This is a genomic window from Clostridium sp., assembly GCF_050717515.1.
Taxonomy (GTDB): Bacteria; Bacillota; Clostridia; order Clostridiales; family Clostridiaceae; genus Clostridium_AD.
In genome coordinates, this window is the sequence record NZ_JBOITL010000013.1 from 67,493 (window position 1) to 81,920 (window position 14,428).

12 protein-coding genes are annotated in these 14,428 nt (G+C 32.7%); 4 read left to right on the forward strand and 8 right to left on the reverse strand.

The features are described from left to right. Positions 1-33: 33 nt before the first annotated feature. The 4 genes from ACREV6_RS03625 to ACREV6_RS03640 all read right to left on the reverse strand — a co-directional run bounded on the left by ACREV6_RS03625 (position 34) and on the right by ACREV6_RS03640 (position 4,877). Positions 34-2,037, reverse strand: a complete 2,004-nt coding sequence (locus ACREV6_RS03625; protein ID WP_431576654.1) for an ABC transporter ATP-binding protein — start codon at positions 2,035-2,037, stop codon at positions 34-36. Continuing rightward, positions 2,034-3,809, reverse strand: a complete 1,776-nt coding sequence (locus ACREV6_RS03630) for an ABC transporter ATP-binding protein (protein ID WP_431576655.1) — start codon at positions 3,807-3,809, stop codon at positions 2,034-2,036. The genes ACREV6_RS03625 and ACREV6_RS03630 overlap by 4 nt, the downstream gene beginning before the upstream one ends. Positions 3,810-3,831: 22 nt before the next feature. Beyond that, a complete protein-coding gene (locus ACREV6_RS03635; protein WP_431576656.1) occupies positions 3,832-4,278 on the reverse strand; it encodes a MarR family winged helix-turn-helix transcriptional regulator in 447 nt (148 codons plus the stop codon). Positions 4,279-4,502: 224 nt separating this feature from the next. Next, positions 4,503-4,877 carry a hypothetical protein gene (locus tag ACREV6_RS03640; protein WP_431576657.1) on the reverse strand — a complete coding sequence of 125 codons (375 nt, stop codon included), beginning with the start codon at positions 4,875-4,877 and terminating at the stop codon, positions 4,503-4,505. A 217-nt stretch (positions 4,878-5,094) separates the two neighbouring features. On the opposite strand from ACREV6_RS03640, the gene ACREV6_RS03645 reads away from it, so the two are divergent. The 3 genes from ACREV6_RS03645 (at position 5,095) to msrB (ending at position 7,324) form a co-directional block, all read left to right on the forward strand. After that, on the forward strand, positions 5,095-5,523 hold the full coding sequence (locus ACREV6_RS03645) for a DUF3842 family protein (RefSeq protein WP_431576658.1): 429 nt from the start codon (positions 5,095-5,097) through the stop codon (positions 5,521-5,523). A 167-nt stretch (positions 5,524-5,690) separates the two neighbouring features. Next, a complete protein-coding gene (locus ACREV6_RS03650) occupies positions 5,691-6,818 on the forward strand; it encodes an aminopeptidase (protein ID WP_431576659.1) in 1,128 nt (375 codons plus the stop codon). A 68-nt stretch (positions 6,819-6,886) separates the two neighbouring features. Continuing rightward, positions 6,887-7,324, forward strand: a complete 438-nt coding sequence (gene msrB, locus ACREV6_RS03655) for a peptide-methionine (R)-S-oxide reductase MsrB (RefSeq protein ID WP_431576803.1) — start codon at positions 6,887-6,889, stop codon at positions 7,322-7,324. Positions 7,325-7,437: 113 nt separating this feature from the next. Here msrB and ACREV6_RS03660 read toward each other — a convergent pair whose 3' ends face one another. Further along, positions 7,438-9,261, reverse strand: a complete 1,824-nt coding sequence (locus tag ACREV6_RS03660) for a leucine-rich repeat domain-containing protein (RefSeq protein WP_431576660.1) — start codon at positions 9,259-9,261, stop codon at positions 7,438-7,440. Between the two features lie 284 nt (positions 9,262-9,545). On the opposite strand from ACREV6_RS03660, the gene ACREV6_RS03665 reads away from it, so the two are divergent. Beyond that, entirely contained in the window at positions 9,546-10,001 is a 456-nt protein-coding gene (locus ACREV6_RS03665) for a GNAT family N-acetyltransferase (protein ID WP_431576661.1), read from the forward strand. A 130-nt stretch (positions 10,002-10,131) separates the two neighbouring features. Here the strand turns inward: ACREV6_RS03665 and ACREV6_RS03670 are convergent, their stop codons facing one another. From ACREV6_RS03670 to ACREV6_RS03680, 3 genes are read right to left on the reverse strand one after another with little or no spacing between them, the layout of a single operon-like run. Next, positions 10,132-11,553 (reverse strand): 4Fe-4S dicluster domain-containing protein, encoded by a 1,422-nt coding sequence (locus ACREV6_RS03670; protein WP_431576662.1) that lies wholly within the window; start codon positions 11,551-11,553, stop codon positions 10,132-10,134. Positions 11,554-11,564: 11 nt separating this feature from the next. Then, a complete protein-coding gene (locus ACREV6_RS03675; protein ID WP_431576663.1) occupies positions 11,565-12,737 on the reverse strand; it encodes a SpoIIE family protein phosphatase in 1,173 nt (390 codons plus the stop codon). Continuing rightward, complete coding sequence (locus ACREV6_RS03680) at positions 12,737-14,425, reverse strand: [Fe-Fe] hydrogenase large subunit C-terminal domain-containing protein (protein ID WP_431576664.1); 1,689 nt, start codon at positions 14,423-14,425, stop codon at positions 12,737-12,739. The genes ACREV6_RS03675 and ACREV6_RS03680 overlap by 1 nt, the downstream gene beginning before the upstream one ends. Positions 14,426-14,428: the final 3 nt, after the last annotated feature.

Below are 14,428 nucleotides of genomic sequence, written 5' to 3' on the forward strand. Positions count from 1 at the left end.
GATAACATAGCCTTATTTAAAATTATATTTTACTTATACTACTTCATTATCTAAGTTTGCACCAGCAAACTGGCTATTGTAAAGATCTTCATAAAAACCCTTTTGAGCAAGAAGTTCATTATGACTGCCCATCTCAATAATGCTTCCTTTATTCATAACTAGTATTAACTCTGCATCTCTAATTGTAGAAAGTCTATGAGCAATTACAAAACTTGTTCTGTTTTCCATAAGCGCTGTCATTGCTCTTTGTATATAAACTTCTGTTCTTGAGTCAACGCTACTTGTAGCTTCATCAAGTATCATAATAGTTGGATTTGCAAGTATTGCTCTAGCTATAGTAAGAAGTTGTTTTTGACCCTGTGATATATTTGAAGCTTCTTCATTTAATATTGTATTATATCCATCAGGAAGAGTCTTAATAAAGTGATGTGCATGGGCTGCTCTTGCTGCCTGCATAACTTCGTCTTTTGTTGCTCCCTCTCTACCATAAGCAATGTTTTCCATTATAGTACCATTGAATAGCCAAGTATCTTGAAGTACCATACCAAACATATTACGTAGTTCTCCACGTTTTATGTCTCTAATATCCACTCCATCAACTTTAATTGAACCCCCATCTATCTCGTAGAATCGCATAAGCAGATTAACAAGTGTAGTTTTACCAGCACCTGTTGGCCCAACAATTGCAATTGTATGACCTTGTTTTACATCAATATTCATGTTCCTAATAAGAGATTCTCCTTCTTTATAGCTGAAGTCAACATTTTCAAACACAACTTCTCCCTTAGGTAATTCTATGAGTTTAGCAGATGCAGCATCAGGTAACTCTTCAATTTCATCTAAAAGCTCAAAAACACGTTCAGCAGATGCAACTGTTGATTGAATTATATTAGCAATGTTTGCAGTTTGAACTATTGGCTGAGTAAATTGGCTAGAATATTGAATAAAGGCTTGAATATCACCAATAGTGATTCTTCCTTGTGTTGCTAAATAACCACCAACAACACAAACTATTACATATCCTATATTACTAACAAATCTCATCATAGGCATTATTATTCCAGATATGAACTGTGCTTTCCAACCTGAATTGTATAGTCTATCATTAATATTCTTAAACTTTTCTATGGAATCCTTCTCATGTCCAAAGGCCTTAACAATTTTATGCCCAGTATACATTTCTTCAACATGACCATTAAGCGCTCCAATTTCTTTCTGTTGAGCTGCAAAATATTTTTGAGACCGTTTTGCAACAAAAGCCGTTACCACAACATAAAGTGGCAATGTTAAAATAACCACAAGTGTAAGTAGTGGGCTTATTGTGAGCATCATAATTATAACACCAATGATGGTAACAATAGATGTAATAAGTTGAGTAAGACTTTGTTGAAGCGTAGTTGAGATATTATCAATATCATTTGTTACACGACTTAATATCTCACCATGAGTTCTTGCATCAAAGAACTTAAGAGGTAACCGTGAAAGCTTCTCATCAACATCCTTCCGCAAATTATAAACAGTTTTCTGAGCAACTCCAGCCATAATATATTGTTGAAGAAATCCAAAAAGTGTGCTTATTAAATATAGTGCAAGTAATAATAAAATAATACGTTCTATATAATGAAAATCTATCTTGCCACCATTTAAATCCATTATCTTAGCTATTCCAGTTTTAATTTGAGTAAGGCCCTCAACTATTTTGGGACTCTTTGAAGCTTCAGGATTAGCCTTTATTACAGCTACTATTTTATCTTGCTGCATATTCAACTGAAGTAACCCAATTTTACTCATTATTCCTTCGAATAGTTTAGTTATAGCTTTTCCAGAAATTTTAGGTCCTACTATTGAAAAAATAGTACTAATGATTGCAAATATAAATACTAGTATAAACTTAACTCTTTGTGGCTTTAAATAACTTAAAAGCCTTTTTAATGTTCCTTTAAAGTCTTTAGCTTTTACTATAGGGCCGGCAAAGGATCCCATTGGACCACCACCCATGCCTCCACCTGATCTACTTCCTTTTTTGTTTTCACTCATGATAATTCCTCCTCTGAAAGCTGTGAAGATACAATTTCATGGTATACCTTACAACTAGTTAAAAGTTCATTGTGATTTCCCATGCCTACAATTTTACCTTCATCTAAAACTATGATTCTATCTGCGTCCATAACGGTTGCAACTCTTTGAGCAATAATAAGTACCGTAGCTTTTGCTGTTTCCTTTTTAAGTGCTGCCCGAAGTCTTGCATCAGTTTTAAAATCAAGAGCTGAAAAACTATCGTCAAAAATATATATTTCAGGCTTTCTAACTAGAGCACGTGCTATAGATAGACGTTGCTTTTGTCCACCAGAAACATTTGTTCCTCCTTGGGCAATAAAATGCTCATAACCTTCTTCCATTCCATTAACAAAGTCTGTAGCTTGTGCAACAGTGGCTGCATGCTGAATTTCTTCAAATGTGGCATCATTCTTACCATATTTAATATTCTCAGCAATAGTTCCAGAAAAGAGTACAGTGTTTTGAGGAACAAAGCCTATTTTAACGCGAAGGGCTTCCTGACTCATTTCACGTACATCCACACCATCAACTAATACTGTGCCACTATCTGCGTTATAAAAACGTGGTATTAAGTTTACTAAGGTAGATTTACCGGAACCTGTACCACCAATAATAGCTGTTGTTTCTCCGGGGCTTGCACTAAAGGTTATATTACTGATAGCTGATTGCTCTGCGCCTGGGTAGCTAAAGCTAACATCCGCAAATTCAACATATCCACTTTGTTTATCAGCAAGTACTTCCTTCTTTGGATCTACTATTCCCGGTTCCATGTCTAATACTTCATTTATTCTTATTGCAGAAGCTTGAGCTCTTGGTATCATTATAAATACCATAGCAAGCATTAAGAAGCCAAATAAAATTTGCATTCCATATTGAATAAATGCAAGCAATGAACCGACTTGCATACTTCCAGCGTCTATTCTTTTGCCACCAAACCAAATAATAGCAACTGTTGTAACATTCATAATTAACATCATTATTGGCATTAAAAACGCCATAATTTTATTTACTTTTACAGCATTGTCCATAAGGTCTGCATTAGCATCATCAAATCTAATCTTTTCTGTATCTATACGGTTAAATGCGCGTACAACCCTAATACCAGTAAGTGATTCACGTAATACAAGATTCAATTTATCTATCTTTACTTGCATTGCTTTAAATAATGGCATAGCGTATGCAAGCGTTGCTCCAATAATAATTCCAAGTAATGGAACTACAACAGCAAAAATCCAGGTTAGTGATGCATCCTCTTTTAACGCCATAACAATACCCCCTAGGGCAGTTAAAGGTGCAAAAAGCATAATAGAAAAAATCATTACAGTTACTGTTTGAACTTGAGTAACGTCATTTGTAGTTCTTGTTATAAGAGTGGCAGTACCCACCTTATCAAACTCATGCAGCGAAAATCCTTCAACCTTAGCAAACAATTTATTTCGAATAATTCTACCAAAACCTACAGCAGTTTTTGAAGATAGAAATGAAGCCATAACTGAGCATATTACACCACCCAGTGATATTAAAAGCATAATTCCACCTAGTCTAAGAATATAATCTACACCTCTATAGGAGCCTCTAAATCCTAAAAATGAAATAGTTTGAAGTACATCCTTTTGCACTATTCCCTTGTCAACTATATCTGCCGTTAGTGTTGGCAAATATAGGTTTGCAAGTACTTGAATAAAAATCAATACAACTATTGCCACTATTTGCAATGTGTATTGTTTTAAAAATCTGAATAATTTAATCATTTAATATCATCTCCATTCATTGTTATTGTCTATTTTCTTGGTCGCTTAAAAGTTTCTTAAGTGTACTTAGCCCTTCAAAAATTTTATGAAGTTCCTCTTCGCTTCCTCTACTCATTGTATTTTGAATGTTTTTTTCAAACTGCTTTTTAAAAGTTTCATGCATGTCATTAAATTTTGGTGATATGCTTACATAAACTACCCTCTTATCACTTTCACTTCTTTCTCGTGCTACCATTTCCTGCTTCTCCAGCCTATCCACAATTCCTGATACAGTACTATTGGATAAACAAAGCTCATGGCTAAGTTCTGTTATCTTCATCTTCTTTTTTTTACTTAAAAGTCCGAGTACCATGCCTTGAGGTGCAGAAATACCTGTCTCACAAAGGATTTTACTGGTGTTATGTCTAAATAGCTGCATAACCTCTTGAAACAGTTTTGCAACTTCTATACTCTCATTTAATGTTTTCACTCCAACATCTCCTTAAAATATATTTCGCATACGTATATTTCGCTTACGAAGTATATTATATTCCCATAAAATTCTTATGTCAATACATATTCAAAAAACATAAAGAGACAGACTAAAATGTCTGTCCCTTTGAAACTGTAACAAATTCTATTTAAATTCATAGTTACATTTTTATCACTATCTTCCCTAAAATATGGTGTATAATAATTATTATGTCATTTTAATTAATCCTCATTCTCACTTTTTTTCTCATTGTAATCATCTTCTAGTGCATGCTCTATTGCGACACCAACATCACCTATGGATTTCTCACCCACCTTTTTCAAAGTCTCTTTAATTTCAGCTCTATTAATATTTATATCTTCAACTATATTTACACTTTCATCAATATCCTTATCTATATCTCCAGCATTATCTTCTAGATTGTCAGTAATAACATTTTTTATTTCTCTACAATGATTTTTAGTAAATAAAACTACAACAGCACCTCCAATTACAACACCTAATCCTGCTAAAGCCCAAAAACTTTTATGACTGCTAAACTTTTGTTTTTTTCCATTAAACTCAATGGTTTTTGCTAATTTGTCTAAATAGTTCATAATCTATCTCCTTATATAATTTTTTTGCTTACTATACTATATTATTACCTTATTATTATAAAAAATTCTATTTCAGTAGATACAGTATATGATAATCAATATATATTTCTATCAATGTTGTAATTTTGTTTGGACTAAAAACAGAAAAAAAATTTATAATATAGTATAATAATGTTTATATACTATATTATAATTTTTATTTTTTGGAGGTATTACCATGAAAATCGCTATAATAGACGCACAAGGTGCAGGGCTTGGGCAAACAATCATCAAAAAAATTCGTAAAGAAATTGACCTTGATGTTTACATTATTGCCCTTGGTACAAATACATTTGCTGCTTCAAATATGGTAAAAGCTGGTGCAAATGTTAGCATAAGTGGAGAGAGTTCAATTTGCTCATTTTGTAGGACAAATAAAGTTGATAGTATCATCGGTCCAATTGGGATAATATGTAGTGGTGGTATAAACGGAGAAATTACTCCCATGATTTCTAGCTCCATATTTAATATGGATTGTACTAAATATATACTTCCACTACAAAAACATGGCATTTATATACCAGGCACAAGAAATCTGCAAATCAAAGATATAATTGAAGAAATTGTACTTGATATAAAAAATAACATTAAGGATATAACTTTTTAGATCCACATCTTGGATAGTTTTGAATTTTTAAGCTCCACAAGAAAATTTAACTAGAGTATTGCTTAAACATTTGGTAACATGTTTATATAAATATTTTTAAACGGGTTACTTCAAAAATAATAAACATTCTTAGTTTCCCGTGCTAACAACGAAAGGAGAAATTATAAATGGCTGATCAAAGACTTAACAAACTTGCAAAACTACTTGTAAATTATTCTACCCAGGTAAAACCAGGTGATTTTGTATTCATATCCTGTGATGAAGTTGCGACGCCTTGGATGGTAGAAGTAGTAAAGGAAGCTGTGAAGGCAGGTGCTCGTGTAGAAACCCTACTTTCTTCACAGGAAGTATCAGAAGTAAAGCTTAAATACAGTAGTGAAGAGCAGCTTCTTGCGGAAAATATACTTTTTAAAACTATGCTTGAAAAAGCTGATGTGTGGCTTTCTGCCTGGGGTAATAGAAACACAAAGACAAATTCAAGAATCGATGCAGATAAACTTAAACTCTCCTCCAAAGGAGCAGCTAGTTGGAGAAAAATATATTCCGAAAAAATGGGCAATGGCTCCTTGAGGTGGTGTGGTACACAATTCCCTACCTATGCAGATGCACAAGAAGCCAACATGAGCCTTAGCGATTACGAAGATTTTGTTTACGGCGCAGGACTACTCCATGCGCAGGATCCTGTAGCCGAATGGAAAAGAGTAAGTGCAGAGCAAGAAAGATGGGTTAAATACCTGGATACTAAAAAAGGCCTACAGTTTATTTCTGAGGGAACCGATATCAAAGTAAATGTCTCAGGAAGGAAATGGATAAACTGTGATGGCAGAGTAAACTTCCCAGACGGAGAGATATTTACCTCCCCTGTTGAAGATGGAGTTGATGGTGTAATCACCTTTAGCTTCCCAGGAATATATATGGGCAAAGAAATTGAAGGAATAGTTCTCGAGGTTAAAAGTGGAAAAGTGGTTAAGGCAACAGCCGCAAAAGGCGAAGACTTGCTTAAATCACTTCTTGAAACTGATGAAGGAGCCTGCAGATTTGGAGAGGTAGCTATAGGGACTAACTATGGTATTAAAAATTTCACAAAAAACATGCTCTTTGATGAAAAAATAGGCGGAACTGTGCATTTGGCAATTGGAGACTCAATGCCTGCAGCAGGTGGATTAAACAGATCCATTCTACATTGGGATATGCTTTGTGATATGAGAAATGGTGGAAAGATTTATGCTGACGGTGAATTATTCTATGAGAATGGAAGCTTTATTGAAGGTATATTAGAAAAATACAACCTATAATTTACTGTTAAATTATATTTTTACATTTTTTATAATGATTTAAAGGAGGCATTTTTACGGATAAAAAAATTTATACTAAAAAAAGTAAAGAAGAACTAAAAAAGACGCTATCTCCTACTCAATTTGAAGTAAGCCAGGAAAATAGCACAGAAAAATCTTTTGATAATGAATATTGGAATAAAAGTGAAGAAGGAATTTATGTAGATATCAATAGTGGAGAGCCATTATTTACCTCTCTAGATAAATTTGATTCAGGTTGCGGTTGGCCTAGTTTTACAAAGCCAGTAGTGGAAGAACATGTGAAAGAAAATAAGGATGTAACCCATGGAATGATAAGAACAGAAGTAAGAAGCAAATATGGTGATAGCCATTTAGGACATTTATTCACCGATGGTCCAAGTGAAAAAGGTGGATTAAGATATTGCATAAATAGTGCTGCATTGAAGTTTATACCTACTAATAAACTTGAAGAAGAAGGGTATGGAGAGTATTTAAAACTATTTTAAAAATAAGTTGTATAACATTCTAAGTAATATTAAAAACCCATCTGGTGCAGATGGGTTTTTCTTTTGGTCCAAATTTAAAACTATTCACCGTAAAAAACTTTACATATACCTACCTAATCATCGCCATTTATATCCAAATTAAAATCAGGATTAATTAAATTGTTATAATAAGATTCTACTGGCGTATAATCACTGATTTGATTATTGTCTAAGTAAAGTGTATCTAACTTAGTTAGGCCTTTAAGTGCATCTATATTTTTAATTTGGTTATCCCTTAAATAAAGAGCCTGTAAATTTGTTAGACCTTCTAATGTACTTATATCACTAATTTTATTAAACTCTAGTGAAAGTATTGTTAGATTAGTCAAATCTTTTAATGCACTTATATCATTAGTTTGAATATTATCCAAATCAAGCGAATCTAAATTAATCATACTTTTTAAAGTACTTATATCCGTAATTGGATTATCTGATAAATAAACCTGCTTTAAATTGATTAAGCTCTTTAATGTGTTTATATCAGTAATTTGATTACCCTGTAAAAAAAGTTCGCTCAATTTTGTCATGTTTTTTAATGGACTTATATCCTTCACATTATTATCAATTAGATAAAGTGATTGTAAATTAATCAAATCTCTCAATGGAGTTATATCACTAGTTTCATTGAATTCTAAATTTAGACTCTCTAGCTTAGTTAAATTTCCTAATGGAGTTATATCTTTTACATTATTCTGATATAAAAAAATATCTTTCAATTTAATTAAATTTTTCAATGGGGATATATCAGTGATAAAATTGCAGGCTAAATCAAGAGATTGTAAATTAGTTAAATATTGAAGTCCACTAATATCTTTTATCTCTTTAGATTCTCCACTTATTTCAGTTATTTTCTCAACATCACTTTTGTAAATGTTTCCTGTAGGTTTATTTATTATTTCTCTTATTACTTGTTCTAAATTAGTATCTGGAAATGTAATAACTGTATCGTAAACAATGTCTTCTTTATTTGAATAATTAAAATAATCATCCCTACTCATAAATCTGCTACTTAAATAAGTAAATACGCCACTACCTAAATCAAATTTTTGAGATGCCATATAGTAACCAAATTCCTCGCCACCTAAAATTGAATTGTTATAAATAGATGTTTCGAAGACATTGTTTTCTAGTTGATTAAAGAAAGTGGGTAGAGAATTAGTAATAACAGAGGTATGATTTTCACCACTAAAGTTTGCCAATTTAAGTATTCCATCCTTTATATAATAGATCTTTATATCTGAATAATTATTATAAACTGTGCTTGGTGTACCAATTAATAGAAAATCTGGTTGACCCTCTTGTATATTTTTATGAACTCTAATTAGTTTACTATTTTTATTTAAATTTAATACTAGTTTTTCATTGTTACTAACATCATATATTTTCGGATCAGTTTCACCATCTTTTGATACCGCTATTTTATAATGACCTATGCTTAATTGGTCTCCTTCATTTGCACCGGGCCAAAAACCGATTTCATCTATAATAGGGTCAATTGATGCTTTTACTATCTGGTTATCATCACTAAATATATTTACTGAATAATTTAATCCAGTATTATCTTTCATATTAAAATTGTAAATACTTTTATCTTTTATTATATCCAACTCCGTTGTTGTTTCATTTAAGTCTTCGCCAGGAATAACACTTGCTTGTACAATTTTACCTGTATTATTATCTATCCAATTTCCTGAAAAATCTTTAACATAAATTGCTCCACCTTGAACTATTGCATTGGTGATTTCTGTGCGATTTGCGATGTCATTAGCATAAGCTAAGTCGAAGAATTTGTTTCCAATTACAACAGTACCATTAGACATTGTAGCAAAAACTGAAAATGATGATGTTCCTGCTATCACTAAAGCAACAACAACTGAACATATAATTTTGTTTTTCAAATTAAATCCCCCCCTATTGTTTAAAATAATTCATATATAAATTCCATGTTTAATATTTACACTCATCATCCATATTATCGAGGTTATTAAAAAAAACTTAACATAAAATAACTTTAAGGAAATATTATTTTATGGAAAATATTTAAATTTAATCAATATTAATTAATTTAATCATATATTTTACATGTACAATAGTGTAAAATGTATATATACCAAAAACTAAAATAATATCTTGATTTTCTAACGAAATTCAAGATATTAAATGAACCATAGGGGGATTTTATATGAATATTTTACTAAAAGAAGTAAATTCTGATAACTGGATGGATTGTGTGGATTTAAAGGTATCAGAAGCTCAGAAACATTTTGTAGCATCTAATTCATTTTCTTTAGCACAATCAAAATATGAAGCTGACTGCATACCTATGTGTATTTATGATGATGAAACTATGATTGGATTTGTTATGTTTGGAATAGATGAGGATGAGGACAAAAAGCTGGAGGATGAATTTTGGATTTGCAGGTTTATGATTGATGAAAAGTTCCAAGGAAAAGGGTATGGCAAGAAGTCAATGTCCAAAATCATTGAACATATTAGGGATAATTACAATTATAATGAGGTGTATCTTAGCGAAGTACCTGAAAATGCACGAGCTAAAGGTTTATATAAGAGTCTTGGCTTTGAATTTACAGGTGAAGTTGAGGATGAAGAAGAGGTTATGGTTTTAAAACTTAAATAAATATAATTTAAGTGAATTGTTGATATTACCAATTAAATAAACTTGTAAAATAGGACTGTTTTAAAAGTATATTCCATCACAAAACACTTTCAAAACAATCCTATGTTTATGACTTTTAGTCATTAGAGATTTAAATAAAGTTTAAAATTTCAATTGCATCCTTTATTGTCTTCTCCATAGCCTCTTTGCCATAGTCATCAACTAATTTCCTATCTTTAGGATTGTGGGTTAAGCAGGCAGCACCTCCTATGCAACCATCGTTGCAGGCCATGCCTTCAATAAAGTTTTCCTTCAAAACCCCTTTACTAGCTTTTAAAAGGGCCATTTTGCATTCTTCAATACCACTACAAGAAATAGGCAAGGCTTTAAAATCTGTTACTCCTTGTTCTTTTAAGGCTTCTGCTACCGCATCTGACAGACCACCACTTCTTGCAAAAATTCTTCCAAAGTATGATGCATTATCTAGCACATCATTTGCTAAACTTGAAAGATTAATATCTCTACTATCGAATAGTGCTTGAAGTTCTTCAAAGGTTAAGACCACATCTACATATTGTTTAACGCTTTCCTTTTTAACTTCAGCTTTCTTTGCAGTGCAAGGTCCAATAAATATCACCTTACTACCCGGTTGAACTCTTTTAATATATTTTGCTATTTCAGCCATTGGCGATAGATTGTGAGAGATATGCTCCTTTAAATCAGGAAAATTTTTCTCAATGTAGGATACAAAGGCAGGACAACAAGAACTAGTTAAGAATCCTTTTTCTACAAGTTCTTTAGCTTCTTTGTGGGCTACCATGTCCGCACCAAGGGCTGCCTCTACAACATTGTAAAAGCCTAACTGTTTAAGTCCAGAAACTACTTGACCTATCTTAGCATTTTTAAATTGTCCTGTAATAGAGGGGGCAATAACAGCATAAACTTTATTCTCACCATTGTTTTCACGGAGAAGCTTTATGGCATCTAGTATATAGGATTTATCAGTAACAGCACCAAAGGGGCATTGATATACACAAGCACCACAGGCAATACATTTGGACTCATCAATATGAGCTTTTTTATGTTCATCCATAGAAATAGCATGGGATGTGCAGGCATTTTCACAGGGGCGAACATTCTTTATAATTGCACTATATTGGCAAGCATTTAAACATTTTCCACAACTAACACATTTTTTTTGATCTATAACTGCCTTATGAAGGGCGAAGGAAATAGCACCTCTTGGGCAAGCATTTTCGCATCTATGAGCAATACAGCCTCTGCAAGCAGGTCCAACAGAAAATTGAGTAACTGGACACTCATCACAAGCAATATCTAAAACCTCTATTACATTGGGGTTATTTTTATTTCCACCCATAGCAATCTTTACACGTTCATTTAAAATAGCACGTTCTTTATAAATACAGCAACGCATAGTAGCCTCTGGGCCAGGCACAATTTTCTCAGGTATATCTAGTATTCCATATTGTAAATTATCCTCAAAAGCAAGTTTTGCAACCTCCTTTAATACCTCATATTTAAGTTCTTGAACATTAGTATCAAATAATCTCATGGTTTTACCTCCTAACATAAACTCAATTTAACTTTTTTATCCATTTCAATTAAAATGCTCTCAATTTCTCTTATAAAACTCATTTTAATTGATGCGTTAATCTTCATTCCATCTATTTCATGACCAGGATTAATTGCTTTACCAATAAAGAAATTTACATCTGTAGCTTCCTCAAAAAGTAACTTTGCAAGTTGGGAAGCACCATCAGTCTTATTCTCTAAATCTAAGGATATTTTACTATTTTCTAAGTACTTTCTACCTAGCTCTACTACTCGGCCAAGGGTAATAACTCCTTCAGTAACTAAATCCACACCCTCTATACTTGAAGTGGCAGGTATTTCTTCATCCAGAGAACTGTTAGCTACCTTTATAGGTTTGTTTAAATAGTTACTAACCATTTTTGAGGTACTTCCACCGCAAACTATCTTTTTACCAGCTTTAGAAAAGAAGAGCTTTAATATTATGTTATCCTCCTCTTTTTTCTCAGGAGGACCTATGATAAGGTTTACTACCTGTCTTTTTCTTATCTTAAATACTGCAACCGTTGAATCATCCTGAGGAGTGCCAAGAGATAAATCCAGGCAGGCATCAGCGATAGTAGAGGCCATTCTCTGAGGTGACATATTCGGGGTATACCATAGCTCTATAAATTTAATAATTTCATCTCGCGGCCAACCATTTGTAGTAACTCGTCCAAGTCCAGCACTGGTAATGCCATCTGTAAGTAAAATAACCATATCGGAAGATTGAAGTTTTATGTTGCTTTCATAGATTTCTTTTTCACCTATGATCTTACAGGTGGAGCAGTAGGGATAATTTTTACCTTCCCTTATTAAAATTACACTGGGATTATCAAATTGAGCTAAATAAGCATTATTACCATAATGAATTAATTGAAATATTGTAAAAGTTGAATAAGCAAGATTTCTGACCTTACATACAGGTAGCGACTTTGCTACAGTATACACACTATCTTCAATGGACATATTTCCAGCCATCATAGTGCTTAGAATTTTCGAAGTTAGTGTAGCTAAAATGTTTGCTTTAATCCCGCTGCCAAGACCATCAGAAAGCACCACAGTAGTGGTATCCTCTTTTTTTACCATGGTATAATAATCTCCACAAATCTTTTCACCATGTTTATTGTGGCTTACAAATCCACACTCCATAAATATGTTTTTCACTAATATCCATCCTCCTCAAACATGGTGTTTTTAAGTTCATTTAGGGCTACTTGTGTTTCTGCTGTAGTTTCACCAAGTAAGGAAGCGATTTCGTGAACAATGCTTATTTGCTTTTCTAATATTTTGTCAGCAATATTTTTTGCATTATTTCTTGAAGCTAGGAGTTTCTCTCGCTTTAACTGATTGTTAGTTATATCTTTCATTATGCAAATTACTACATGGCTATTTTTATCATAGACTAGCAACTCTTCTATGTATTTTTCATACTCTGCTAGATAAACCTTTTTACTTATTTTACCTTCCTCATTAGAAATTACATTAACAAAGTCAAACTCGTCCATAACTCTTGACACAGGTACACCTATAACATCTTCACTATTAGAAATCCCAAAAATATTACAGGCAGCTCTATTAATATGTTGAATTCGGAGATCCATATCTACAGCTAAAATTGCATTGGGAGTTGCACTTATGATTTTATCTGAGAAGGACTCTGCTTTGCTCCTCATATAAGGAAGACACATGGTTATTTCGGCTTTACCAAAGTACACAGCAATAGCTTTTTCTCTACAGGTATTATAGCCACAGGTACCACAATTAAGTTCATCACTGAGATTATTTCTACCCATTTTTTTTAGTATATCTGCAATCTCACTTTTGCTAGGTGGAAAACAAACAATCTCTTCACTTTTAATTTCCTTATAAAGATTCATATCTGTGTTTAAATCATAATCACAGGGAGTTTCCTTATTAAGAGCAAGCTCCTCCACTTTTATTTGTGCATTTATAAAATTTAATTTATTTTTACCCCTTGTAGGACCATTAACACAGCTGCCCGTGCAGGCACTCATTTCGATGAAGCAATTTTCAAAGTTACCTTCTTCTATTTCAGTCAGTGCATCAATGCAGTTATCAATGCCGTCTATAGCAATGTATTTATAATCTGTATTTATGTTCATAGTTTTAATTATTCCACCAGCTACAGGGAAGAATCTAGATAAGTATTTTAAGGAAGAGGTATCCTCCATATTAGTTATGTTAATCTGCTCATCTTCAAGCCACTGATTGAGCTCGTCAAAGGTTAAAACCACATCTACTACTCCTGGATAGTTTTCAATCTCATCTTTTTTAGAAATACAAGGCCCGATAAATACCACCTGTACACTGGGATTTTTAGCTTTAATCAGCTTCCCATGAGCTTGCATAGGGGATAAAACAGGAGCTAAATTTTCAAGACAACTCGGATGATGCTTTTGAATTAATTTAACTACTGTGGGACAACAGGATGAGATTATTGTTTTTCCAGTGTTTTCAGCTATGAGTTTCTCATATTCACTCTTTACTAAAAATGCACCTTGTGCTGTCTCATAGGCATCTGAAAAACCTAATTTTTTAAGTATATCTTTAAATGTTTCAAAGGTTGAAACATCATAATTTGCAATAAAAGAAGGGGCAACACTAGCAATGATATCGGTGCCTCCTCTAACTAAATTTTTAACAATTTCTAAATCGTTTCTAACTTCTTTAGCGTCTTGTGGACAGATTAAAATACAATTTCCACAAAGTATACAGTCTCTTTCAAGAATTTGTGCCTGATGATCCTTAACTTCAATAGATTTTACAGGACAATTTCTTATACACTTATAGCAATTTTTACAATTTGCTTTCTTTAATTTTAAAATACTCATATT

Bases quoted from the DNA above. Each gene is read 5' to 3' on its own strand.
- ACREV6_RS03625 (WP_431576654.1), bottom strand. From the start codon at position 2,037: ATGAGTGAAAACAAAAAAGGAAGTAGATCAGGTGGAGGCATGGGTGGT.
- ACREV6_RS03630 (WP_431576655.1), bottom strand. From the start codon at position 3,809: ATGATTAAATTATTCAGATTTTTAAAACAATACACATTGCAAATAGTG.
- ACREV6_RS03670 (WP_431576662.1), bottom strand. From the start codon at position 11,553: ATGAGATTATTTGATACTAATGTTCAAGAACTTAAATATGAGGTATTA.
- ACREV6_RS03640 (WP_431576657.1), bottom strand. From the start codon at position 4,877: ATGAACTATTTAGACAAATTAGCAAAAACCATTGAGTTTAATGGAAAA.
- ACREV6_RS03680 (WP_431576664.1), bottom strand. From the start codon at position 14,425: ATGAGTATTTTAAAATTAAAGAAAGCAAATTGTAAAAATTGCTATAAG.
- ACREV6_RS03650 (WP_431576659.1), top strand. From the start codon at position 5,691: ATGGCTGATCAAAGACTTAACAAACTTGCAAAACTACTTGTAAATTAT.
- ACREV6_RS03645 (WP_431576658.1), top strand. From the start codon at position 5,095: ATGAAAATCGCTATAATAGACGCACAAGGTGCAGGGCTTGGGCAAACA.
- ACREV6_RS03665 (WP_431576661.1), top strand. From the start codon at position 9,546: ATGAATATTTTACTAAAAGAAGTAAATTCTGATAACTGGATGGATTGT.